Source organism: Actinomadura verrucosospora, assembly GCF_039540335.1.
Lineage (GTDB): Bacteria > Actinomycetota > Actinomycetes > Streptosporangiales > Streptosporangiaceae > Spirillospora > Spirillospora verrucosospora.
In genome coordinates, this window is record NZ_BAABEV010000012.1 from 23,205 (window position 1) to 47,322 (window position 24,118).

Genomic DNA, 24,118 nt, shown 5'->3' on the forward strand with positions numbered 1-24,118 from the left:
CCGGAGTTGATATGTCAGGCAGCCAGCGTCCGAGACGCTGTGTGTGCTGGCTCTTCGTCGTAGCGGGTGGTGGCGATCTGCCCGGAGGTCAGTCGCTGACCACCGGGTCGGTCCACGGGAGGTGCAGGTCGTCGCCTGCCCGCCGGGGGACGATGTGGATGTGCAGGTGGAAGATCGTCTGGGTGGCCTCGCCGCCCGCCGAGGTGATCACGTTGCACGGGAACGCCTCGCGGGCGAGCTCGGCCGCCCTGGCCATCGTCGTCGCCGAGACCATCGGGTCCTCGGTGACGTCGTCGACGTGCACGCGGGGCACCACCAGGACGTGGCCCTCCACGACCGGACCGAGCGGCACGAATGCCACCGCGTCCGGCCACTCCCGCACGATCTCGGCAGGAGCCGTACCTTCGACGATCTTGCAGAAAATGCACGAGCCGCGCTCGGTGCTGATCGGCTTGGTCATGGTCATCTCCCCGTTTGTGCGGCGCCCATGCTGGTTTGCAGGACGCGGCTTCGGGGGACGACCGTGCCCGGCCGGGGCCATCTGGCAAGTGTGACGTGCGCCGCCCAGGCCGGGCTGCGCGTGCGGTCCGGGGGCGCTCCCGTCCCGGCCGTCCGCGCGCGCCGCAGTGAGTGTTTCGGGGTGGGGTGAGCCGGCGTGTTGTGAGCCGGACGCAGTGAGGTCACCGGTAGACGGGCCGGGGCACCCTGGTGGGACGTGCCTGAATGCTACGGCTCCTGGCAGGCGGTCTACGGGCCGTTCAACACCGGCAACGTAACGGCGCCTGGGCGCGGGTCCTGGCCGGGGCGCTCCACGCGTTGATCAGCCCCGCGCCGGGCGGCGTGGGGCTGATCTGTGCGGGATCTCTGCGCCAAGGTCGTGGCGCGCAGCGGCACGACGGCGGGGACACCCTCTGGCGGGATCCCGCAACGTTCGGTATGACGTTCGATCGGCGCGCCCTCCCCAGGGGAGGCGCGTGCTCAGTAGTGGCGGGCGCGGCGCGTGCGCTCGTGCTCGCGGACCAGGGCCGCGGCGTAGCCGTGGGAGAGGTTGTGCTCCTCGGCCAGCCAGGTGCTGCGTTCCTCGCAGCGCGTGAACGAGGGCCCGTTCTCGATCGTGGTGAACCACTCGGGGATGTCACGTCCGGTGACTTGCGGAATGCGGGCTATCAGCTTGCTGTGCGTCTCCGGCGAGTGGTTCAGTGACAATTGGCACCTCCAGGTCGCGGGGCTCTTCCTGCCGACTCTGCAACACCTCTCCGCATGTGACAACCCCCTAACGGGGACCTATCCATGACGTTATGTAGATCATCCGTAACGGGGATGATCCCCGGAAACGCGCAGGTGGCCCGCAGGGAGCCGCGTGAGGGCGGTTCCGCGCGGGCCACCGTGCAGGGGTCAGGTTTCCGTTTCCCTGGGTAAGGCTGGTCTTACCTTTAGGAGAGGCGCTCCAGGACCATGGCCATGCCCTGGCCGCCGCCCACGCACATCGTCTCCAGACCGAACTGCTTGTCGTGGAACCTGAGGCCGTTGAGGAGCGTGGAGGTGATCCGGGCGCCGGTCATGCCGAAGGGGTGACCGACCGCGATCGCGCCGCCGTTGACGTTCAGCTTGTCGTGATCGATGCCGAGCTCCTCGGCGGACGGCAGCACCTGCGCCGCGAACGCCTCGTTGATCTCGACGAGGTCGATGTCGTCGATCGTCATCCCGGCCTTGGCCAGGGCCCGGCGGGACGCCTCCACCGGGCCGAGCCCCATGATCTCGGGGGACAGGCCGGTGACGCCGGTCGACACGATGCGGGCCAGCGGGGTGATGCCGAGTTCGGCGGCCTTGGTGTCGCTCATGACCACGACCGCGGCGGCGCCGTCGTTCAGCGGGCAGCAGTTGCCGGCGGTGACCGTCCCGTCCGGGCGGAAGACCGGCTTGAGCTGCGACACCTTCTCGTAGGTGGTGCCGGGGCGGGGGCCGTCGTCCTTGGCCACGACGGAGCCGTCCGGCAGCGTCACGGGGGTGATGTCCTTCTCCCAGAACCCGTTGGCGAGAGCCTTCTCGGCGAGGTTCTGCGAGCGGACGCCGAACTCGTCCTGCGCCTGGCGGGAAACGCCGCGCAGGGCCGCCACGTTCTCGGCGGTCTGGCCCATCGCGATGTAGATGTCGGGCAGCGCGCCGTCCTCGCGCGGGTCGTGCCACACGGCGGCGCCGCCCTCGCCGGCCTTGGCGGTGCGCTCCTGGGCGTCGGCGAACAGCGGGTTCTGCGTGTCGGGCAGGCCGTCGCTGCTGCCCTTGGCGAACCGGCTGACGGTCTCGACGCCCGCCGAGACGATGACGTCGGCCTCCCCGGCGCGGATCGCGTGCAGCGCCATCCGCGTCGTCTGGAGCGAGGACGAGCAGTACCGGGTGATGGTGGCGCCGGGCACGTTGTCCCAGCCCAGCAGGACCGACACCACGCGGCCCATGTTGTAGCCCTGCTCGCCGCCGGGCAGGCCGCAGCCGAGCAGCAGGTCGTCGATCTGGCTCGGGTCCAGCTGCGGGACCTTCGCCATCGCGGCGGTGACCATCTGGGCGGTGAGGTCGTCGGGCCGGATGTCCTTGAGCGACCCCTTGAAGGCGCGCCCGATCGGCGAGCGCGCGGTTGCGACGATGACTGCCTCGGGCATGTGCGGGTCTCCTTCTCAGCGCCAACGGTGTTACTCACCGGTCACCAGCAATCTAGCCGCTGGCCCCCCGCCCCGTACACGCCGCCCCCCGCGCCTGGTGGACGGAACGTCCAATAAGTGCGGGCTTACCTCGTTCACCTGGGCGAGGTCCCGGCGGCCGGGTGACCGCCGCCCCATGTGTCCGGGACGCCGGGCACCGGAGAGTGGGACCGCCGCCACCGGCCGGGCCACCGCCAGCGCGGGCGAAGCCTCGGCCGGCACCCCGGACCGCCGGGGCCCGCCACCGGTGACCGGGCGGGCTCCGGCTCCGTGAGCGCCGGGCCGTCCTCCCGGGGAAGGTGTCCGGCCGCGTGGCGCCGGGGCAGGTGCCGCAGCGGGTACCGCAGGGTGGCCCAGCGGCCCCGGGGGCCGCGGTCGAGCCCGGCGACGGACGCGCCGCTGACCTCCGTGCCGGCCCGCTCGGCGGCCTCGGCGGCGGCGAGGTAGACGGGCAGGACGTCCGCCGCCAGGTGGTCGGACAGATCGTGCCCCAGGCCCAGCGCGGCCGCCATCGACGGCAGCACGGCGGCCGATGCGGCGGCGTAGCCGCGGGCGGACGGGTGGTAGCGGTCCTCGCTGAACATCGCGAGCGGGTCGGCGGCGAACTCGTGGCCGAGCAGGTCGCCGAGCGACACCGAGCGGCCGCCGCGCTCGACGACGGCGATCGTCTGGGCGGCGGCGAGCTGCCGGCTCGCGCGGCGCGCGAACCAGCGCAGCGGCGGCATCAGCGACTTCACGGAGCCCAGGTCGGGGCAGGTGCCGACGACGACCTCGCCGCCGGCGCCGCGCAGCCGCTCCACCGCGCGGGCCAGGTGCCGGACGGACTCGGCGGCCGGGACCCGCCCCGTCACGTCGTTCGCGCCGATCATGATGACGGCGACGTCGGGACGGGTCTGCAGGGCCTGGTCGACCTGGCCGTCGAGCGCCTGCGAGCGGGAACCGGAGCGGGCGACGTTCGTCAGCCGGACGGGACGTCCCGCGATCGCGGACAGCCCGGCCGCCAGCAGCGCGGCGGGAGTCTCCTCCGGGGTGCGCACGCCGAGCCCGGCGGCGGTCGAGTCGCCCAGCATGACCAGCGAGAGCGGGTCGCCGCCGCGCGTCCCGCCGTACAGGCCGTCGGCGATCGGCGGGTCGCCGTTCGGCCGTGCGAGGATGGTCCTGCGGGCGAGCCTGGCCTGCATCAGCAGCAGACCGAACGTGATGCCGCCGAGCGCGGTGATGCCTCCGCCGCCATAGGCCGCGGCGGCCGCGATGCGGCGGGCGGTGAATGCTCTCCACATGCTGCGCTGACCCTCCGTGAATTTGTACCTACCCGCACGAAAGGGTCGCGATACCTGCGGTGGCGGATCTCGGCTACCGTCGAGAACGGGAAGCCTTCCGGTCACCGCGCCGGTTTCGGCGCGCGACCGGCGGCCGACCAGGGACGCAACCATAAGATCAACACACTGAACGACAAGGATGTCGCGGTGCACGTACACGACTCGCTCATCGAGCTGATGGGCAACACCCCGCTCGTCCGGCTGCGCAAGGTGACCGCCGGCGTGGGCGGCGGCCGGGCGCCGCAGGTGCTCGCCAAGGTGGAGTACTTCAACCCCGGCGGGTCGGTGAAGGACCGCATCGCGGTCCGCATGATCGACGCCGCCGAGAAGTCGGGCGAGCTGCGCCCCGGAGGGACGATCGTCGAGCCGACGTCCGGCAACACCGGGGTCGGCCTCGCCATCGTCGCGCAGGAGCGCGGCTACCGGTGCGTCTTCGTCTGCCCCGACAAGGTCGGCAAGGACAAGATCGACGTGCTGCGCGCGTACGGCGCCGAGGTGGTCGTCTGCCCGACGGCGGTGAACCCCGAGCACCCCGACTCCTACTACTCGGTCTCGGACCGCCTCGTCACCGAGATCCCCGACGCGTGGAAGCCGAACCAGTACACCAACCCGCAGAACCCCCAGTCGCACTACGAGACGACCGGGCCGGAGCTGTGGGAGCAGACCGAGGGCCGCATCACGCACTTCGTCGCGGGCATCGGCACCGGCGGGACGATCAGCGGCGTCGGCCGGTACCTCAAGGAGGTCTCCGGCGGACGGGTCCGGATCGTCGGCGCGGACCCGGAGGGCTCGGTCTACTCCGGCGGCAGCGGCCGCCCCTACCTCACCGAGGGCGTCGGCGAGGACATCTGGCCCGAGACCTACGACCGCGACATCTGCGACGAGGTCATCGCGGTGTCCGACAAGGACTCCTTCACCATGACCCGCCGCCTCGCCCGCGAGGAGGCGCTGCTCGTCGGCGGGTCCTGCGGGATGGCGGTCGTCGCCGCGCTGCGCGTGGCCGAGCGCGCCGATCCGGACGCGGTGATCGTGGTGCTGCTGCCCGACGGCGGCCGCGGCTACCTCGGCAAGATCTTCAACGACAGCTGGATGGCGGACTACGGCTTCCTCACCCCCTCCACCGAGGAGGCGCGGGTCGGCGAGGTGCTCACCCGCAAGGGCGGCACGCTGCCGGAGTTCGTGCACGTCCACCCGCACGAGACCGTGCAGACCGCGATCGCCATCATGCGCGAGTACGAGGTGTCGCAGCTGCCGGTGATGAAGGAGGAGCCGCCGGTCATGGCGGCCGAGGTGGTCGGCTCGGTCGGGGAGACCGACCTGCTCGACATCATGGTCAAGGGCCAGGCCAAGATGACCGAGCCGGTCGAGTCGCACATGTCGGCGCCGCTGCCGACGCTCGGCTCCGGCGAGCCGGTCAGCAAGGCCGTCGGCGTCCTGGAGAAGTCCGGCGCCGCCGTCGTCCTCGTGGACGGCAAGCCCAAGGGCCTCATCACCCGGCAGGACCTTCTGGCCTTCCTGTCCGACTCCACCGGCTGACCCCGGCGGAGCGGAGAACGGCCGAGCGCCTGGAGATCGATGATCTCCAGGCGCTCGGCCGTTCAGGTGTCGGGTCGCGGGGCCCGGCCGGTGGGCGGCGTTATGGGCCGGCCCCCGCGACCCGACGTCTCGGGGGCGCCGCTAGCCGCGGTGCCCGGTCGGGGCGAAGTCCTCCCGCGTGTCGTTCGCACGCGGCTGCTTCTTCGGCTCGTCGCCGTGGCCCGGCCACCAGGCCCGGTGGCCCAGCATCGCGGTCAGGCCCGGCACCAGGAAGGTGGACATCACGAAGGCCGACAGCGCGATGCCGATCGCCACCGAGAAGCCCATCTGCTGGAGCATCGAGACCGGCGCGAGCATCATCACCGAGAACGTGCCGGCCAGGATGAGGCCCGCCGCGGCGACCGTCGGGCCGCCGTGCTGGACGGCCAGCGCCGCCGCCTTCCGCGGCTCGTGGCCCTCCTTGGCCTCCTCGCGCAGCCGCGCCGTCATCAGGATGTTGTAGTCGGTCCCGATGGCCAGCACGAACAGGTAGAGGACGATCGGCAGCTGGAAGGTGACGCCGGCCTCGCCCATCGCGCCCTGGAAGACGTACACCGCGGAGCCGAGCGTCGCCGCGAAGCCCAGCAGGACGGCCACGACCAGGTAGAGCGGCGCGACCACCGACCTCAGCAGCAGCGCCAGGATCAGCGCGATCAGGACCGCCGCCACCGGCAGGATCACCGACAGGTCGCGGTTGTTGACCGTGTTGATGTCGGAGAAGATCGCCGTCGGTCCGCCGACGTAGGTGCGGGTGCCCTCCGGCGCCGCCTTGTGCACGGCGGGCGTCAGGTCGTCCTTGACCAGGCTGATCGCCTTGTTGGACGCGGGGTTGAGCTTCAGCACCAGGTCGACCCGGGCCACGGTCTTGTCCTGGCCGGGGACGGGCGGCTGCACCCTGCCGACGCCGGGCGCGTTCTCGACGGCCTTGCTGAACGCCTGGGTCTGCTGCTGGCTGACCGGCTGCCCGTTCTGGCTCTTGATGAACACCTGGACCGGGGTGGTCAGGCCGGGCGGGAAGCCCTTCTCCATGTCCTTGGTCGCCTGCGCGGACTCGGTGTCCTGCGGGAAGCCGGCCGCGAAGTCGTAGTCGGCCTTGAAACCGAGGGTGCCGAGCGCCAGCACGACCAGGACGAGCCCGGACGCCGCCGCGGCGAGCGCGGGGCGCTTGCCGACGCCGCGGCCGATGGCCGTGGAGAACCTGTCCTTCGGCTGCTTCTTCCACGCCTTGGACGGCCAGAAGACGGCGGTGCCGAGCAGCGAGACGAGCGCGGGGAACAGCGTCAGCGAGGTGATGCCCATCACGACGACGGCGATGGCCAGGGACGGGCCCCAGGCGCTGAAGACGCCGAACGTCGCGAGCAGCAGGACCAGGAACGTCACGGCGATGGCGGCGGCGGCCGAGGAGATGACCTCGCCGACCCGCTCCACCGCGGTGATCATCGCGGTCTTCTTGTCGTCGCCGGCCCGCAGCCGCTCGCGGAACCGGAACATCAGGAACAGGTAGTAGTCGGCGCCGATGCCGAAGAGCACGATCAGGATGATGGTGCTGAGGCTGTCGTCGCCGGAGAATCCGAAGATCTTCGAGGCCGTGCCGATCAGGCCCATCGCGACCTGCATGGTCACGGTGATGACGACGATCGGCAGGATCGCCGCCAGCGGGGCCCGGAAGATCAGCAGGATCAGGCCGATGATCAGCACGAAGGTGGCGATGCCGACGATCTCGAAGGACTTGTTGAAGGAGTCCTCGTTGTCGACGAAGCCGGCGACGTCACCGCCGACCTTGGCCTCCATCCCGCTGCCCTTCAGCAGGGTGGGCAGGTCCTTGCGTATCTGCTTGACCGCCTCGCCCTGCTTCTTGCTGTCGTCCATCGAGGTGCCCTTCATCGGCACCATGACCACCTGGACGGCCTTGTTGGGCGCCAGGGCCTGCGGGCCGGTGGCGAAGCCGAGGACGGTCGGCGGCTTCTTGGCGTTCAGCGACTTGGCGGCCTCGTTCACCTTGGCGCTGTCCTGCGCCGTCAACGGCTGGCCGTCCGAGCGCTTCACCACGATCAGCGAGGAGGTGTCCTCCTGCTGCGGGAAAGCCTTTTCAGCGATCTTGAGCGCCTGCACCGACTCGTACTTCGAGGGCAGGAAGTCGCCCTGGTCGGACTCGGTGGTGAGCTTGGGGGAGAGGGCGATGATGAGAACCGCGGCGACGAGCCAGGCCACGATCGTCCACCACGGGTGTCTCACGACGAAGCGCGCGAGCCGAGCGAACATGGGGGCTTCCTTAATTCACGGTCGTAGGGATACCCGTAAAACAGTAGAGACCGGACACCGCGCAGGGGTCACCCGCAGCGCCGAAATGCGGGGTGATACCTCCGGGGGAGACTCTCCTCCTCTAGGAGGGGCGGGGAGTGGATAGCCTCGTACCCATGGACAACGAGGTTCAACGGGGGTTCGAGACCCTGGCCATCCACGCCGGGCAGGAGCCCGACCCGGTCACCGGCGCGGTCGTGCCGCCGATCTACCAGGTCTCGACGTACAAGCAGGACGGCATCGGGGGGCTGCGCGGCGGCTACGAGTACTCCCGGTCGGCCAATCCGACGCGTACCGCGCTGGAGGTATGCCTGGCCGAGACGGAGGGCGGCGCGCGGGGGCTGGCGTTCGCCTCCGGGCTCGCCGCCGAGGACGCGCTGCTGCGCACGGTCTGCAAGCCCGGCGCCCACGTCATCGTCCCCAACGACGCCTACGGCGGGACGTACCGGCTGTTCGCGAAGGTCGCCCAGCCGTGGGGCGTCGAGTTCGACCCGGTGCCGCTCGGCGACATCGCCGCGGTGCGGGCGGCGGTGCGACCCGACACGAAGATCATCTGGGTGGAGACGCCCACCAACCCGCTGCTCGGCGTCGCCGACATCGCGGCCCTGGCCGCCGTCGCCCGCGACGCCGGCGCGCTGCTGGCCGTCGACAACACCTTCGCCTCCCCCTACCTGCAGCGGCCGCTGGAGCTCGGGGCGGACGTCGTCGTCCACTCCACCACCAAGTACATCGGCGGGCACTCCGACGTCGTCGGGGGCGCGCTGATCGTCGCGGACGCGGACCTCGGGGAGCGGCTGGCGTTCCACCAGAACGCGATGGGCGCCGTCGCGGGCCCGTTCGACGCCTGGCTCACCCTGCGTGGGATCAAGACCCTCGGCGTGCGGATGGACCGGCACTGCGCCAACGCGGAGCGGGTCGCGGAGCTGCTGACGCGGCACCCGTCCGTCCGGCAGGTCCTCTACCCGGGGCTGCCCGACCACCCGGGCCACGAGATCGCCGCCAAGCAGATGAAGGCGTTCGGCGGCATGGTCTCGTTCCGGATGGAGTCGGAGGAGGCCGCCGTCCGGGTGTGCGAGCGGACGAAGCTGTTCACGCTCGGCGAGTCGCTCGGCGGCGTCGAGTCGCTGATCGAGCACCCGGGGCGGATGACGCACGCCTCGGCGGCCGGGTCGCCGCTGGAAGTGCCCGCCGACCTGGTGCGACTGTCGGTCGGCATCGAGGACGCAGCCGACCTGCTCCGCGATCTGGAGCAGGCGCTTTCCTGAGAATCGGCTGACCATTCCCCACCGGACTTGATCAAAACATCTATACTCGGCGCGCCAGGTTCGTGAAGAAAGGGCCCGGGGTGCGCAAAGTACTGGTCTGTGGGGCGGCGTTCGCCGCGACGTGTGTCTCCGCCGTGACCGTTCCCGTGGGAGCCCACGCGAACGAGCCGGCGCCGACGCCCAGCGTGTCCGTTCCGTCCGTGCCGACCGAGTCGTCGGCGGGGACCCCCTCCGGCGCGCCGGAGACCGGGGCCCCCGGCACCGGGTCGCCGTCGGCGCCGTCCGCGACGCCGACGGAGGGCGGCCCCGCCGGCGCGGACGGCGAGCCGGACGGCACCGTCACCGCGCAGGCGGTCATGGTGACGCCGCAGCTCCCGCTGTTCCGCACCTACGCCTACGGCAAGCTGCCCGCCCAGAAGATCGACGCCTACTGGCGCAAGCCGGGCCCGCGCGCCACGCCCCGCCCGGCCGTGCTGCTCCTGCACGGCGGCTACTGGCTGGAGGGCGACAAGGGCGGCGGCTGGAAGTACTTCGCGCGCCGGCTGACCGAGCAGGGCTTCGTCGTGCTGTCGGCCAACTACCGGCTCGCGCCCAAGGCGCAGTGGCCCGCCCAGCGCGACGACGCCATGGCGGCCCTCGACTTCATCAAGAAGCACGCCCAGGTGTGGAACGTCGACCCGAACCGCGTCGCGGTCATGGGCTCGTCGGCCGGCGGGCACCTCGCGACGCAGCTCGGCACGCTCGGGACGGGCACCCGCCAGGTCCGCGGCGTGGTCGCGCTGTCCCCGCCGAACAACCCCTTCCTGGCCTTCCAGGACGGCGCGAAGCCGGACGCCACGTTCACCAAGCGCAAGCTGCGGCGGGCCGTGGTCGGCCTCGTCCACTGCGAGCCCGGTGTCACCGCCGACCCGGACTGCTGGACGAAGCTGGACGACGCCAGCACCGTCACGCACGTCTCCGCGGGCGACGCCCCGATGCTGCTGATGCACGCCACCGGCGACTTCGTCCCCGTCACCCAGAGCACCGGGCTGGCGACCGCGCTGCGCGCCGCCGGCGTCCCGGCGACCGTCAAGACCGTCGAGGGCGACATGCACGCCTCGGACATGCTGGGCGACGAAGGCGTCTACCCGACCATCCTGGCCTGGCTCAAGAAGCGGCTGAACGTGTAGTTGGCGGTGCTCTCCTCCTTCGGGCCTTGACGGCCCTCCATCGTCGAGCACCGCGGGCGATCGCTGGCATCGCTCCGGCTCGCCTGGCGGCTCACTGCGCGATCAGGTTCTCGCTCCGCTCGAACCTGCCTTCGGACGCGATCGCAACCATTGAGGTCGTCGCGGGGTGGCGGTGCCGGCTGAGGTTGTCGCGTGGTTGCGGTGAGGCTCGGGGCTGCGCGGACTATGGTCGGCTCATGTCGACTTCGGACCGCATCCTGCTTCTTCTGCACATCGGGTTCGCGATCTTCACGCTGGGGCCGCTGACCGCCGCCACGATGTCCACGCCCCGCTACATCCGCAAGCGCGACGTGGTGGTGGTGCGTTACCTCCACCGGACCACCCAGATCTACGGGATCGGCACGCTCGGGATCTTCCTGATCGGGCTCGGGCTGGCCAAGGGCGACCTCGCCGAGGTGTGGCTGACGGTGTCGATGACGCTGTTCGTCGTCGCGCTGGTGCTGCTGCTGATCGTCGAGCGCGACCAGCGCAAGGCGGTGCACCTGCTGGAGGTCGCGGCGGCCGAGACGGCGGCCGCACCGGTCCCGGTCCGTCCCCCCGCGGCCGAGGAGCCCGGGGAGGCCGAGGGCGGCGCGACGGAGGCCGAGGCCCCCGCCGCCGCGGGACCGGCGGCCGACACCGGTGAGATCGCCCAGGTGGAGCGGGGGCGGCTGGCCGCCATGTCCGGCGTCGTCGCGCTGATCTGGCTGGTGATCCTCGCCCTGATGGTCTGGAACGGCTGAGCCGGCCGAACGCGACTAAGCACGCCTCACTCGGAGATAGTCGCTGACGACGTATTCGCCCAGACGGTCGGCGTCGGGGGCGAAGACGCGGCCGCCGTTGCGCCTGGCGACCTCCTCCACGAACGACACGAGCCGCCGGTCCTCGGCGAGCATGAAGAAGTTCATGGTGGCGCCGCGCCGGGTCATCTTGTCGACCTCGGCGAGGGTGAGCACGAGCGTGTCGGTGGACGGCGGGTAGTCGAACAGCGAACGGCCGTCCGGCCGCAGGTGCGCGGTGGGCTCGCCGTCGGTGACGACGAGGACGATCGGCTCGAAGTCGGGGTGCCGGTCCAGGTGCCGTCCGGCGATCATCAGGGCGTGGTGCAGGTTGGTGCCCTGCACCATGTCCCAGTCGAGGCCCGCCATCTCCGTCGGGTGCAGCACCCGCGCGTAGTTGGAGAAGCCGATGATCTGGATCGCGTCCTGCGGGAACTTGCTGGTCACGAGCGAGTGCAGGGCCAGCGTGGTCTGCTTGGCGGCCGCCCACGTCCCGCGCAGCACCATCGAGTAGGACAGGTCGACGAGCAGGCAGACGGCGGCGCCGGTGCGGCGCTCGGTCTCGTGCACCTCGAAGTCGTCGACGCTCAGCCGCACGCCGTCCGGGCGGCGCGCGCCGTTCCCGCCGGTCGTGCCCACGCGCTCGGTGACCTTCGCCCCCGCGGGCGGGGGGACGAGCCCGGCGGCGGGCTCCCCGGTCCCGGTCGCGGGGGTCCCGCGCTCCATGGCGCTGCGCCGGATCGCGTTGCTCACCGTCCGGACCACGTCGAGGGGCTGCTCGTCGCCGAACCGCCACTCGCGGCTGGAGCCGGTCAGCTCGCCCGCCTGTCCCGCGTCCCGCTGGTCGTGGTCGCCCTGGCGGCCGGACGCCAGCTGGGAGAACACCCGGCGCAGCGCGGTCTCGCCGAGCCGCCGCACCGCCTTCGGTGTCAGCTCCAGCTTGCCGCGCCGCCGCTGCAGGTAGCCCTGCCGCTCCAGCTCGGCCTCGATGCGGCGCAGCGCGGCGAGGTCGTCGACGGCCTGCCGGCCGAGGGCCCGCCGGACGGCGTCCTCGTCGATGTCGTCGAGCCGCGCGCCCGGGTAGTCCTGCCCGAGCGCCGCCTCCAGCTCGCTGAGGTCGGCCAGCTCCGCCAGCGCGGTCGTGGCGTCGCCCACGCCGAGCGGGTTCTCGCCGGTCATCTGCTCGGGCTGCCCCCAGCCGAGGTCGGGGCGGCGGGCCCGCAGCGCGTCGCCGAGCCGGGTCATCTCCATGGCGAGGCCCGCGTCCTGCATGGCCTGCTCCATGAGCCCGGCCAGCTCGGCGCGCTGCTCGGGGCTGAGCGAGGCGAGCAGCCGGTCCATCGCGGCGGCGCGGCGGGCCAGCGAGTCGACCAGCTCTTCGAGGTTCCGCGGGTCGTCGGGGAACATGTCCCCGTACTCGTTCATGAACCGGTCGAAGTCGTCCTGGGTGTGCTCGCCGCGCGCGTCCCGCTCCAGCATCGCGTTGAGGTCGGCCATCATGTCCTTGACCCGCTGCATGGCGGCCGGGTCCTGGTTCTCCAGGGCCTGCTTCATGCCCTGGAACTGCGCGTCGAGGACCTCGCGGCGCAGCAGGTCCTTCAGCTGCTCGAAGGTGCGGCGGGCGGCGGCGGAGCGCCAGTCGTAGTCCGACAGCCGCCGGATCGCCTGCGAGGTGTCGGACGGCAGCGTGTCGAGCTCCGCCTCGCGCAGCCTGGCGTCGTCGCCCGGGTCGGGGAACAGCTCGGCCCGCTCCTGCCCGATCGCGGTGTCCAGCAGCGCGCGGGCCTGCTCCAGCGTCCCGTCGAGACGGCCCCGGTCGCGCAGCGCGCGGCGCCGCTCCCGGACCTGGCGGAGCATGTCGTCGAGGCCCCGGCGGTTCTGGGCGCCGGGCAGGCCGCGGCGCAACAGCTCGCGGAGCGCGTCGTCGGGCCGGGCTCCGTCCAGCACCGAGTCGCCCACGGCGTCCAGCGCGTCGCGGACGTCGTAGGGCGGCGCGAGCGGGTCGGGCCCGTCCTCGTAGGCGCCGTAGCGGTATCGGCTCATCGAATCCCCTTGCGCGTGGACACCTCGGGACGCGGCGTCACGTCCGGTACGTCGCCGTCCCGTCGGAGCGTCCCTCGGCGACGTCCTTGGAGAGCCGCCGGGTGAGGAACAGGCCCTCCAGGGCGAACTCGATCGCCGCCGCGGCCTGCCCGGGGGACTCCCCGCTCATGCCGAGCCTTTCCATGATCTTGGCGAGGCCGGGCACGTGGCCGGTGCGGCGCAGCAGCTCGCGCGCCGGAACCAGCTCGCCCGACTCCACGCTCTCCCCGGAGTCGAACTTGTCGAGCAGGCCGGTGAGGTCGGCGGCGCCGAGCGTGCGGCGGTAGGTCTCGGCGACCGCGCGGCGCAGCAGGTGCTCCAGCACCTCCTGCTCGCGGCCCTCCTCGCTGACCTCGAACTCCACCTTGCCCATCAGCGACGGCACCACGGCCGGCAGGTCGCAGACCCGCGCGACGGCGTTCTCCTCGCCGGTGAGCGCCGCGCGGCGCACCGCGCCCGCGGCGACGGTCTCGGCGCCCGCGAGCGCGAACCGCGCCGAGACGCCCGACCGGGCGTCCACCGCCGTCGACTCGCGGACGAGCCGGGTGAACCTCCCGATCACCTCGATCATGTGGTCGGGCACCTCGGCGGGCAGTCCGCCGAGGTCGGCGAAGTCGGCCTCCTGGCGGATCAGCGCGAGCTCGGCGTCCAGTTCGAGGGGGTAGTGGGTGCGGATCTCGGCGCCGAAGCGGTCCTTCAGCGGGGTGATGATCCGGCCGCGGTTGGTGTAGTCCTCGGGGTTGGCGGACGCGACGAGCAGCACGTCGAGCGGCAGCCGCAGCGCGTAGCCGCGGACCTGGACGTCGCGCTCCTCCAGCACGTTCAGCAGCGCGACCTGGATCCGCTCGGCGAGGTCGGGCAGCTCGTTGATGGAGAAGATCCCGCGGTTGGTGCGGGGGACGAGCCCGAAGTGCACGGTCTCCGGGTCGCCGAGCGTGCGGCCCTCCGCCACCTTGATCGGGTCGACGTCGCCGATGAGGTCGCCGACGCTGGTGTCGGGCGTGGCGAGCTTCTCGCCGTAGCGGTCGTCGCGGTGCCTCCACTCGACCGGCAGCTCGTCGCCCAGCTCGCCGGCGAGCCGGCGGCACCGCACGCAGACCGGCGCGTACGGGTGGTCGTTGATCTCGCAGCCGGCCACCACCGGCGTCCACTCGTCCAGCAGGCCGACGAGGGTGCGGATCAGCCGCGTCTTGCCCTGCCCGCGCTCGCCGAGCAGCACCAGGTCGTGCCCGGCCAGCAGGGCGCGCTCCAGGTGGGGCAGGACGGTCTCGTCGAACCCGAGGATGCCGGGGAAGCGTGGTTCGCCGGATCTCAGCCGGTCGAGCAGGTTGCGCCGGATCTCGGCCTTGACGGGAAGCCGCACGTGGCCGCCGGCGCGCAGCGCGCCCAGGGTCGCCTCACGGGGTGCGGACTCGCCGGAGGAGGACTCGTGTGGTGTGGATGAACGCACGCGACCGACACTACGTCGCCGGTCCGCGCGATCGCACCCCCGCCGGGGATTCGCCCGTCCGATCCCGTCCCGCCGCTGTTTGGGTGGAACGGTCGCGGAGGGGGAGACTGGTGGTGTGAAGCGACCCGGCGAACGGAGTGAGGGAGGCGGCGCCGATGGCGCGATTCGGTGATGGCCTGGCCCTCGGACCCGATCTGTCCAGCGCCGCCGCGACGGCGGTCGAGCAGGCGCTCGCGCCGCTCAGCGCGGCGCCCGACCTGGTGTGCGTGTTCGTCACCGGCGACGACCCGGACCAGGTCGAGGAGGCCGCGCAGGCGGCGCAGCGCGCGGCCGGTCCGGCGCTGGTGCTGGGGTGCAGCGCGTCCGGCGTGATCGGGGCCGGGCGCGGGGTGGAGGAGCGGGGCGCGGTGAGCGCGTGGGCGGCGGTGCTGCCCGGCGCGCGTCTCGACCCGTTCCGGCTGGAGACGCTGAAGGGCGACGACCGGCTCATCGTGGTCGGCATGCCGGAGGCCCAGGACGACGACGTGGTCGGCGTGCTGCTGGCCGACCCGTACAGCTTCCCGGTGGACGCGTTCGTGGAGCGCTCGGACGAGGCGCTGCCCGGGCTGCCGCTGGTCGGCGGGCTGGCCGAGGGCAGCGGGCTCGGCGAGACCGGGCACGGCGAGGCGCGGCTGTTCGTCGGCGGCGAGGTCTACCGGGAGGGCGCGGTCGGCGTGGTGATCGGCGGGGCCGTCGCGGCAGCCACGGTGGTCAGCCAGGGCGCCCGCCCGATCGGCCCGGACATGGTGGTGACGAGGGCCGAGGAGAACGTCCTGTACGAGCTGGCGGGCGTGCCGGCGCTGGAGAAGCTGGAGCAGATCGTCCTCGGGCTGCCGGAGGAGGAGCAGGAGCTCGCCGGGCGCGGGCTGCTGATCGGCGTCGCGATGGACGAGTACGCCGACGAGCACGAGCACGGCGACTTCCTCGTGCGCGGCGTGGTGGGCGCCGACACCGACACCGGCGCCATCGCGATCGGCGACGTGGTGGACGTGGGGCGCACCGTCCGGTTCCAGGTCCGGGACGCGGGCGCCGCCGAGGAGGACCTCGCCGCGCTGCTGGAGCGGTTCGACCTCGCGCCGGTCGAGGGCGCGCTGCTGATCTCCTGCAACGGCCGGGGGCAGGCGATGTTCCCCGACTCCGACCACGACGCCAAGGTGCTGGACCGCGCCTTCGGCCCCGCCGGGGTGGGCGGGTTCTTCGCGGCGGGGGAGATCGGCCCGGTCGCGGGGCGCAACCACGTGCACGGGTTCACCGCCTCGATCCTCGCGTTCGGCCGGGCCGAGGAGGGCGTTTGAGCGCCGTCCTCGCGGTGGACATCGGCGGCACGAAGCTCGCCGCCGCGCTGGTCGAGCCCGACGGGCGCGTCACCGCGCACGACCGGGCCCCGACCCCGAACGCCCCGGGCGTCGACGGCGAGGAGCTGTGGCGGGCGCTGGAGGCGCTGCTCGGCAAGCTCGCCGCGGACGCCGGGGACCCGCCCCTCACGGGCGTCGGGGTGGGCTGCGGCGGGCCGATGACCTGGCCGGCCGCCGAGGTGTCCCCGTTGAACATCCCGGCGTGGCGGGGCTTCCCGCTGCGCGAGCGGCTCCGCGCCCGGTACCCGGGCCTGCCCGTCCGCATCCACAACGACGCGGTCTGCGTCGCGATCGGCGAGCACTGGCTCGGCGCGGGGCGCGGGCACGACAACGTCCTCGGCATGGTGGTGTCCACGGGCGTCGGCGGCGGGCTCATGCTCGGCGGACGCCTGGTGAACGGCGCCAGCGGCAACGCCGGGCACATCGGGCACGTCATCGTCGAGCCCGACGGGCCGCCCTGCGGCTGCGGGGGCCGCGGCTGCCTGGAGGCGGTCGCGCGGGGCCCCGGGCTGGTCGCGTGGGCGCGGGAGCAGGGCTGGCGGCCCGGGAGCGCGGACGCCACCGGCGTGGAGCTAACCGAGGACGCCCGCCGCGGGGATCCGGTGGCGGGCGCGGCCATGCGCCGGGCGGGCCGCGCCCTCGGCATCGCGATCGCGTCCGCGACGCACCTGTGCGATCTGGAGGTCGCGGCGATCGGCGGCGGCCTGTCGCAGGCGGGGCGGCTGCTGTTCGACCCGCTGGAGGAGGCGTTCGGCGAGCACGCGCGGATGGAGTTCGCGCGGCGCCTGAGGATCGTCCCCGCCGAGCTCGGGCAGACCGCGGGCCTGGTCGGCGCCGCCGCCCTGGTCTACGCCCAAGATCGCTATTGGAGTGCCGGATAAGTCGGGCATGCAAGGATGAGCGCATGAGCGAAGCGGCCCGGGGGGTGTGGGGGGCCGGCCCCCCGCGAGCGAGGACGAGCGGCGCCGGTCCGGCCTCCGTCGGCGTCGACGACGTCCGCGCCGCCCGGGAGCTGCTGGGCGGGGTGGCCGTGCCGACGCCGCTGATCCCCTCCCGGGTGCTGTCGGAGCAGATCGGCGGGCCCGTCCTGCTGAAGTGCGAGAACCTGCAGCGCACCGGCTCCTTCAAGATCCGGGGCGCGTACGTGCGGATCGCCCGGCTGAGCGAGCGGGAGCGGGCGGGCGGCGTGGTCGCGGCGAGCGCGGGCAACCACGCGCAGGGCGTCGCCCTCGCCGCCTCGATGCTCGGCTGCAAGGCCACGGTGTTCATGCCGGTCGGCGCCCCGCTGCCGAAGATCGCCGCGACCCGCGGCTACGGCGCCGAGGTCGTCTTCCCCGGGCCGACCGTGGACGACTGCCTCGTCGCCGCGCAGGAGTACGCGGACGAGTGCGGCGCGGTCTTCATCCACCCGTTCGACCATCCCGACGTCGTCGCGGGGCAGGCCACGATCGGCCTGGAGGTCATGGAGCAGTGCCCGGAGGCGCGGACGATCGTGTCGCCGGTGGGCGGCGGCGGGCTGCTGGCCGGGGTCGCGGCGGCCGTGAAGGGCCTGGCGAAGGAGACCGGCGGCGGGGACGTCAAGCTCGTCGGCGCGCAGGCCAAGCGGGCCGCGGCGTTCCCGCCCTCGCTCGCGGCGGGCAGGCCCACCCAGATCGGGATCGAGCGCACGATGGCGGACGGCATCGCGGTCGGCCGTCCCGGCCGCCTGACCTACGCCATGTTCACCGAGCTGGTGGACGCCGTCGTCACCGTGACCGAGGAGTCGATCTCCCAGGCCCTGCTGCTCTGCCTCGAACGCGCGAAGCAGGTCGTGGAGCCCGCGGGCGCGGCGGGCGTCGCGGCCCTGCTGGAGCACGCCTACGCCGTCGAGCCGCCCGTCGTGGTGCTGCTGTCGGGCGGCAACATCGACCCGCTGCTGCTGTCGAAGGTGCTGCGGCACGGGCTCGCGGGCGCGGGGCGCTACCTGGTGGTGCGCTGCCGCCTGAAGGACCGCCCGGGCGCCCTGGTGACCCTGCTGAGCGAGCTGGCCGAGCTGGGGGTCAACGTCCTGGACGTCATGCACGAGCGCATGGCGGCCCGCCTCCACGTCGAGGAGGCCGAGGTGCTCATGCACCTGGAGACCCGCGGGGCCGACCACTCCGAGGACGTCATCGGCCGCCTGCGCGAGAAGGGCTACACCCTCACGCTGAGCTAGCGGCGCGCGGCCGGCTCGGCGTGAGGGTGCGGCGGGCCGGTCCTACAGGGACGGCTTGCCCTCGGAGTAGAGCCAGGCCTTGGCCCAGGCGTCCAGGTCCTTGCGGGAGAGGCGCTCGGCGAAGCGCACGAAGTCCTTCGTGGAGGCGTTGCCGTACCGGTGGGCCGCCGGCCACGCCTTCAGCAGCTCCGAGAACGCCCGCTCGCCGATCTTCGTGCGCAGCACGTGGACCGCCATCGCGCCGCGGTCGTAGACGAGCCCGTCGAAGATGTGGTCGCGGCCCGGGTCGGCGACCCTGCCCGTCCACAGGCCGTCGCTCGCGGGCGTGGCGTAGGTGTCGTCGAACTGCTTCTGGACGGACGGGCCGCCGTGCGCCGCCCCGTACATCCACTCCGAGTACGTCGCGAAGCCCTCGTTCAGCCAGATGTCGGCCCACCTGGCCGGGGACACCGAGTCGCCGAACCACTGGTGGCCCAGCTCGTGCGCGAGCAGGCTGGTGCTCGGGATGCCGCCCGGACGGCGCCCGAGGTCGTACACGGGGCGGCCCTGCGTCTCCAGCGCGTAGCCGACGCCGGCCTTGACGACGATGCCGCCGGTCGAGGTGAACGGGTAGCGGCCGTAGAGCCCGTTCTGGAAGTCGGTGACCTCGGCGGTCTGGTCGTGGAACTTCTTCGCGTCCTCGGGCTTGATGGCCATGGCCCGGTCGGTGGCGGTCAGGTTGGGGATGCCCGCCTTCGTCCGTCCGGTGGCCACGTCGTACCGGCCGATGGCGATCATGGCGAGTTCGCTGGCCATCGGGTTGCGGACGTCCCAGCGCGTGGTCGTCCAGCCGCCCGCGGTCCGCTTGCCGCGCGGGTCGCCGTTGGCGAGCGTGGTGAGGCCGCTCGGGGCCGTCAGCGTGTAGGTGTAGGTCGCCTTGTCGGTCGGGTGGTCGTTGACCGGGTAGACGGTGGCGGCGCCGAACGGCTGGTTCAGCATCACCGCGCCGTCGGGGGTCGGCACCCAGCCGGACACGCCCAGCGCGTCGTCGTTGATCGTCTGCGGAACGCCGGAGTACGCCACCGTCACGGTGAAGGCGCGGCGGTTCCGGATGCCCTTGCGCGGGGTGATGACCAGTTCCTGGGCGCCCGTCCGCGCGTAGGTCGCGTCGCGGCCGTCGACCTTCAGGGAAGAGATCTTCAGCGGGCCGAGGAAGTCGAGGTCGAACCGGGACAGGTTCTGCGTCGCCCGCGCCGTCACGCGGGTCACCGCCTGGATCCCCTTGGTCGCGGGATCGTATTTCAGCCCGATGTCGTAGTGGGCGACGTCGTAGCCGCCGTTGCCCATGTCGGGGAAGTAGGGGTCGCCCGCGCCGGGCGCCCCGGGGGTGAACCGCTCGGCGGCGCCGGCGGGCGCCGCGGTCACCGCGAGGCTCGCCGCGACGCCCAGCGTCACGGCCGCCAGCGCTCTGGGGGTTCTGCTCATCGACCTCGTCCTCGGTAGCGTCGGTGGACCGTCATGACCGCGCTCAAGACTTTCTCGTGGAGCGAGCCCGCACAAGCGCGATTTGGTATCGAATCTGCTTGTCAGGTGAGGTTTTTGTGGCTGGGCACCGCATTCGGTCACCAACTCAACGGTTTGGTCTTCGAATGGAGCCAGGTCTGGAACAGCGTCGTGAGCCTTTGGCCCGACACGCGTTCGGCCAGCGCGGTGAACTGCGGCGTCGTGGCGGTGGAGTGGCGGTGCTCGGCGGTCCACGTCCGCAGGATCGTGAAGAACGCCCGGTCGCCGACCCGCTCACGGAGCGCCTGGAGCGTCATCGCGCCGCGGACGTAGACGGAGAAGCCGAACATCTTCGCGGCGCCCGGCGCTCCCGGCGGCGGGCTGAAGATCGGCGAGCTCGCGGGCAGCGCGTGGTACCGCTGGAAGATCTTCTTCGCCGAGTCCCGGCCGGTGCGCTCGCGCCACAGCCACTCGGCGTAGGTGGCGAAGCCCTCGTTCAGCCAGATGTCGCTCCAGTCGCGCAGCCCGACGCTGTCGCCGAACCACTGGTGGGCCATCTCGTGGACGATGAAGCCCTCGTCCGGCGCGAATCCGCCGTAGACGGGACGCTCCTGGGTTTCCAGGGCATAGCCCAGCTTCGGGTCGTCGACGATGCCGCCCGCCGTCGCGAACGGGTACGGGCCGAAGATCGGCGCCGCCCACCGCATCACCTTGACGGTGGTGCCCTCCAGCCGCCCGGCGGCCGACCGGAACGCCGGATCGACGGCCGTGATCACCGGGACGCCGTCCACCTCGGTCCGCCGCACGTCGAACCGCCCGATGGCCACCGTGGCCAGGTAGCTCGCCATCGGCGCGTCCTCGGCCCACTCGTAGGTGGCGGTCGCGGCGCCGGTGCGGACGGGGCCGGGCCGCCCGTTCGCCACGGCGCGCAGGCCCTTCGGGACGGTGATGTGGAACGCGTACGTGGCCTTGTCGCGGGGATGGTCGTTCACCGGCAGCCAGGTCGACGCGCCGTCCGGCTCGGAGGCGACGACCGCGCCGTCCTTGCTCGGGATCCACCCGTAGGCGCCGTAGGTCTTGTCCCCGACCGGCGACGGCCTGCCCGCGTACCGGACCGCGACCCGGAACGTCCGCCCGGCGCGGATCGGCTCGGCGGGCGTGATCACCAGCTCCCGGCCCGCGCGGCGGTGGCGCGCCTCCCGGCCGTCCACCGCGACGGCGGTGATCTGCGGGCCGCGGAAGTCGAGGTCGAACGCCGACAGGTCCTGGGCGGCCGTCGCGGTGACGGTCACCGCCGCGTCGACCGCTCCGGTCCTGACGCCCGCGTAGGCCAGCGCGACGTCGTAGTGGACGACGTCGTAGCCTCCGTTGCCCGCCCCCTCGAAGTAGGGGTCGCCCAAGCCCGCCGCTCCCGGGGAGGGCGTGCCGCAGGCCGGCGACGGCGGTACGGCGGGCGGCAAGGGCTGTGGACAAGGTGCGGCCGCCCGCCGCTCCGCCGCGGCACCCGGGTCCTCGGACGCGGACGCGGCGCCGGGCGACCCGATCAGGAACGCGACGGCGAAGGCCGCGGTCGTCCGCCGAGAAGGCCCGTTCATCAGGCCGATGCTGGTGGACCGCCCGCCCCGCCGGGCCGGGGACCGGCCGGGCTTTCCGCGCTCCTTGCCGAGCCTTCACCCGCAGCGGACCGGGACCGCCCCGTCACTTGGACGGGCGGCCCCGCTGGTACAGCCAGTCGTCGAAGAACGCGTCCAGCTTCTTGCCCGACACCCGGTTCGCCGTCGCGATGAACTGCTTCGTCGTCCCGGAGGAGTGCCGGTGCTCCTTCGTCCAGGTCTGGAGGATCTTGTAGAACACGTCCTCGCCCACCCGGGCGCGCAGCGCGACCAGCGTCATGCCGCCCCGGTCGTACACCGACCGGCCGAACATCTGCTTGCGCCCCGGGTCGCCGGGCGGGACGTCCCACAGCTCCTGGCCGCCGACGCCGTTGTAGGCCTCGTCGAAGTGCTGCTGCACCGTCTGGCCGCCGGTCTTCTCGTCCCACAGCCACTCGGCGTAGGTCGCGAAGCCCTCGTTCAGCCAGATGTCCTGCCACCGCGACAGGCTGACGCTGTCGCCGAACCACTGGTGCGCCAGCTCGTGGGCGACGATCATCGGCTGGAGCCCGAACGCCCCGTACACCGGCCGCGTCTGCGTCTCCAGCGCGAAGCCGACGTCGGCGTTGTCGATCAGGCCGCCGGTCGAGGAGAACGGATACGGGCCGAACAGCTTCGACCACTCGTCGACGACCCGGGCGTTCAGCTGGTGGAACTGGTCGATGTTCACGCCGGAGGTGGTCGCGTCCACGGCCGTGATGTTGGGGACGCCGCCGGCGGTCCTGCCCGTCCGCACCGAGAACCGGCCGACGTCGACCGTCGCCAGGTAGGTGGCCATCGGGTCCTTGACCCGCCACTTCGAGGTCGTCGTGGCGCCCGCCCCGGCGCGGTGGGCGACCGGCACGACGCCCGGTCCGTCCGTCGGCCCGGTGGTCGGGGGTTCGGTGGTCGGGAGTTCGGTGGGCGGCCCGCCCGGAAGGCCCGGCGGCGTTCCGGTGCCCGGCGCGCCGCCGCCGGAGGAGTCCTGCGGCGGCGAGTCCGGCTCGCCGTTGGCGATCGCCGTCAGCCCCTGCGGGACCGTGATCTCGAAGTCGAAGGTGGCCTTGTCGCTCGGATGGTCGTTGCTCGGGAACCAGGTGTGCGCGCCGCTCGGCTGGCACGCCACGAAGACGCCGTCGGACGTGCGGATCCAGCCGTACCGGCCGAGCACCGGGTCCGACACCGGCTGCGGCGTCCCCGAGTAGGCGACCACCGTGGTGAAGGTGCTGCCCTTCTCCAGGGGCTTGGCGGGCGTCACCTCCAGCTCGCCGCCGCCGCGCTGCTGCCGCGCGGGCGCGCCGTCCACCTTGATGGAGGACACGTCCAGGCCGGTCAGGTCGAGGTTGAACCGGGCGAGCCTCGCGGTCGCCCTGGCGGTGATCGTCGCGACGCCGTCGAGCTGCTTCGGGCCGTCCGGCGTGATGGTGAGCTTCAGCCCGTAGTGCTGGACGTCGTAGCCGCCGTTGCCGTTGCCCGGCACGTAGTCGTCGCCCGCGGTCGTCGGGCCCGCCGGGCCGTTCACCGCCGGACCCTTGGGTGAGCCGGACGCGCCCGGGTCGTCGAACGGGGTCTGGCAGGCCGCGGTCAGCGACCCCGCGATCGCCAGGGCTGCCAGCCCCGGAACGCCGCGCGACGCGGCGCCGCGGACGGCCCTCCGGCCGTTACGACGAGGACTGGGTGAGTTTCCGGCCATATGCACGCCGTCCAGCCTGCCCGGACGAGACCCCGCCCGGCAACTCGGACGGCGCCGGAACCCCCGCCGGCGGGGCGATGTCAGCGATGGGAGTAGGGATTGGGCCGGTGCGGGTCGGCCTTCACGACGACGGTCTGCGCCACCTTGCAGTGCAGCGCCTGCTTGCGCTGGTCCCAGAGGATCCACGCGACGTCGATCAGGCCGATGCACCCGCAGACGCCGCCGAGCACGCTGTAGAACGCGGAGCGCCCCGCGGCCTGGCCGGTGGTGATCGCCTGCCCGTCGTCGGCCCGGACGACCCGCGTCCGCACCAGCATCTTCCCGAGCGTCTGCCCCCACTTCGCGTGCATCAGCCAGAAGTAGAAGAAGGCCAGCACGACGCTGATCGCGTTCGTCCCCACCCGGGCGCCGTCGTACATGGAGGTGCCCGGCTCAGGGTTGACGACGTTGTTCCAGTTGACGAACGGGATCGAGATCAGGCCCGTCACGATGCCGATGATGACGAGGTCGACGATGCCCCCGCCGAGCCGCGCCCAGCGGCTCGCCAGCTCCCCGGAGGGATGCGCGTATCCGCCCGCCCCATAGCCGGGGTGCGGCTGCCCGTATCCCGGCTGGGCGCCGTACGGTTGCTGCTGCCACTGGCCCTGCTCACCGTACGGCTGCTGTCCGTACTGCTGTTGCTGCCCGTACTGCTGTTGCTCGCCGTACGGCTGCTGCCCCCACTGCTGCCCGCCCCACTGCTGCTCCCCGTAGGGCTGCTGCCCGTACCCCTGCTGTTCGTACCCCTGCTGGCCGCCGGGTGGCTGCTGCCCTCCGTGCGGAGGCTGCTCGCCGTAGGGAGGCTGCTCGCCGTATGGGGGCCGCTGTTCCTGGGGCGGTTCCCCGTACGGCTGCCGGCCGCCGTAGGGGCCCGGCCGGCCGGGCTGCTCCTGCTCCCCGTGCGGCCGGTCGTCTTCTGGCTCTCGCCCGGACGCGGGGTCGTGCGGCGGTTGCGTCATGCCGTGAGGGTCGCCGCGTCACCGCGGACCAACCCTGCCGCGCCCGGGTGGAGC

Annotated in this window: 18 protein-coding genes; 7 read left to right on the plus strand and 11 right to left on the minus strand. The window is 72.7% G+C overall.

Annotated elements, in window-relative coordinates; translation table 11 throughout:
• Positions 1-88 precede the first annotated feature (88 nt).
• The 4 genes from ABD944_RS15705 to ABD944_RS15720 form a co-directional block, all read right to left on the minus strand.
• Positions 89-460: an HIT family protein gene (locus tag ABD944_RS15705; RefSeq protein WP_345176897.1), complete on the minus strand. Its 372-nt coding sequence runs from the start codon at positions 458-460 to the stop codon at positions 89-91.
• A 518-nt stretch (positions 461-978) separates the two neighbouring features.
• On the minus strand, positions 979-1,206 hold the full coding sequence (locus tag ABD944_RS15710; RefSeq protein WP_179843986.1) for a DUF4287 domain-containing protein: 228 nt from the start codon (positions 1,204-1,206) through the stop codon (positions 979-981).
• A 227-nt stretch (positions 1,207-1,433) separates the two neighbouring features.
• Positions 1,434-2,654, minus strand: a complete 1,221-nt coding sequence (locus ABD944_RS15715) for an acetyl-CoA C-acetyltransferase (protein ID WP_345176900.1) — start codon at positions 2,652-2,654, stop codon at positions 1,434-1,436.
• Positions 2,655-2,788: 134 nt separating this feature from the next.
• Positions 2,789-3,973, minus strand: a complete 1,185-nt coding sequence (locus tag ABD944_RS15720; RefSeq protein WP_345176902.1) for an SGNH/GDSL hydrolase family protein — start codon at positions 3,971-3,973, stop codon at positions 2,789-2,791.
• Positions 3,974-4,159: 186 nt separating this feature from the next.
• Here ABD944_RS15720 and ABD944_RS15725 point away from each other — a divergent pair, with 186 nt between their 5' ends.
• The gene (locus tag ABD944_RS15725; protein WP_345176905.1) at positions 4,160-5,548 is read left to right on the plus strand and encodes a cystathionine beta-synthase; all 1,389 of its coding nucleotides are present in this window, start codon (positions 4,160-4,162) and stop codon (positions 5,546-5,548) included.
• A 141-nt stretch (positions 5,549-5,689) separates the two neighbouring features.
• Here ABD944_RS15725 and ABD944_RS15730 read toward each other — a convergent pair whose 3' ends face one another.
• Complete coding sequence (locus ABD944_RS15730) at positions 5,690-7,849, minus strand: MMPL family transporter (RefSeq protein ID WP_345176907.1); 2,160 nt, start codon at positions 7,847-7,849, stop codon at positions 5,690-5,692.
• A gap of 155 nt (positions 7,850-8,004) precedes the next feature.
• Between ABD944_RS15730 and ABD944_RS15735 the strand changes: the two genes are divergently transcribed.
• The 3 genes from ABD944_RS15735 (at position 8,005) to ABD944_RS15745 (ending at position 11,104) form a co-directional block, all read left to right on the plus strand.
• Positions 8,005-9,153, plus strand: a complete 1,149-nt coding sequence (locus ABD944_RS15735) for a cystathionine gamma-synthase (RefSeq protein ID WP_345176908.1) — start codon at positions 8,005-8,007, stop codon at positions 9,151-9,153.
• A gap of 134 nt (positions 9,154-9,287) precedes the next feature.
• Positions 9,288-10,322: an alpha/beta hydrolase fold domain-containing protein gene (locus ABD944_RS15740; RefSeq protein ID WP_345176911.1), complete on the plus strand. Its 1,035-nt coding sequence runs from the start codon at positions 9,288-9,290 to the stop codon at positions 10,320-10,322.
• A gap of 236 nt (positions 10,323-10,558) precedes the next feature.
• Positions 10,559-11,104, plus strand: a complete 546-nt coding sequence (locus tag ABD944_RS15745; protein WP_345176912.1) for a hypothetical protein — start codon at positions 10,559-10,561, stop codon at positions 11,102-11,104.
• Positions 11,105-11,119: 15 nt separating this feature from the next.
• Here the strand turns inward: ABD944_RS15745 and ABD944_RS15750 are convergent, their stop codons facing one another.
• Together ABD944_RS15750 and ABD944_RS15755 are read right to left on the minus strand one after the other, a co-directional pair.
• Positions 11,120-13,183, minus strand: a complete 2,064-nt coding sequence (locus tag ABD944_RS15750; RefSeq protein ID WP_345176914.1) for a vWA domain-containing protein — start codon at positions 13,181-13,183, stop codon at positions 11,120-11,122.
• Between the two features lie 37 nt (positions 13,184-13,220).
• Positions 13,221-14,672, minus strand: a complete 1,452-nt coding sequence (locus tag ABD944_RS15755) for a sigma 54-interacting transcriptional regulator (RefSeq protein WP_378188483.1) — start codon at positions 14,670-14,672, stop codon at positions 13,221-13,223.
• A gap of 155 nt (positions 14,673-14,827) precedes the next feature.
• Here ABD944_RS15755 and ABD944_RS15760 point away from each other — a divergent pair, with 155 nt between their 5' ends.
• The 3 genes from ABD944_RS15760 to ilvA are packed head-to-tail and all read left to right on the plus strand — an operon-like array spanning position 14,828 to position 18,260.
• Positions 14,828-16,006, plus strand: a complete 1,179-nt coding sequence (locus ABD944_RS15760) for an FIST signal transduction protein (protein WP_345176917.1) — start codon at positions 14,828-14,830, stop codon at positions 16,004-16,006.
• Positions 16,003-16,947, plus strand: a complete 945-nt coding sequence (locus ABD944_RS15765) for an ROK family protein (RefSeq protein ID WP_345176918.1) — start codon at positions 16,003-16,005, stop codon at positions 16,945-16,947. Before ABD944_RS15760 ends, ABD944_RS15765 begins: the two co-directional genes overlap by 4 nt.
• A 23-nt stretch (positions 16,948-16,970) precedes the next feature.
• A complete protein-coding gene (gene ilvA, locus ABD944_RS15770; RefSeq protein ID WP_345176919.1) occupies positions 16,971-18,260 on the plus strand; it encodes a threonine ammonia-lyase in 1,290 nt (429 codons plus the stop codon).
• A gap of 42 nt (positions 18,261-18,302) precedes the next feature.
• Here the strand turns inward: ilvA and ABD944_RS15775 are convergent, their stop codons facing one another.
• The 4 genes from ABD944_RS15775 to ABD944_RS15790 form a co-directional block, all read right to left on the minus strand.
• The gene (locus ABD944_RS15775) at positions 18,303-19,724 is read right to left on the minus strand and encodes a M1 family metallopeptidase (protein WP_345176921.1); all 1,422 of its coding nucleotides are present in this window, start codon (positions 19,722-19,724) and stop codon (positions 18,303-18,305) included.
• A 137-nt stretch (positions 19,725-19,861) separates the two neighbouring features.
• Positions 19,862-21,337: a M1 family metallopeptidase gene (locus ABD944_RS15780; RefSeq protein ID WP_345176923.1), complete on the minus strand. Its 1,476-nt coding sequence runs from the start codon at positions 21,335-21,337 to the stop codon at positions 19,862-19,864.
• A gap of 103 nt (positions 21,338-21,440) precedes the next feature.
• Positions 21,441-23,066, minus strand: a complete 1,626-nt coding sequence (locus tag ABD944_RS15785; RefSeq protein ID WP_345177228.1) for a M1 family aminopeptidase — start codon at positions 23,064-23,066, stop codon at positions 21,441-21,443.
• A gap of 80 nt (positions 23,067-23,146) precedes the next feature.
• Positions 23,147-24,064, minus strand: coding sequence for an RDD family protein (locus tag ABD944_RS15790; RefSeq protein ID WP_345176925.1), 918 nt, complete (start codon positions 24,062-24,064; stop codon positions 23,147-23,149).
• Positions 24,065-24,118: the final 54 nt, after the last annotated feature.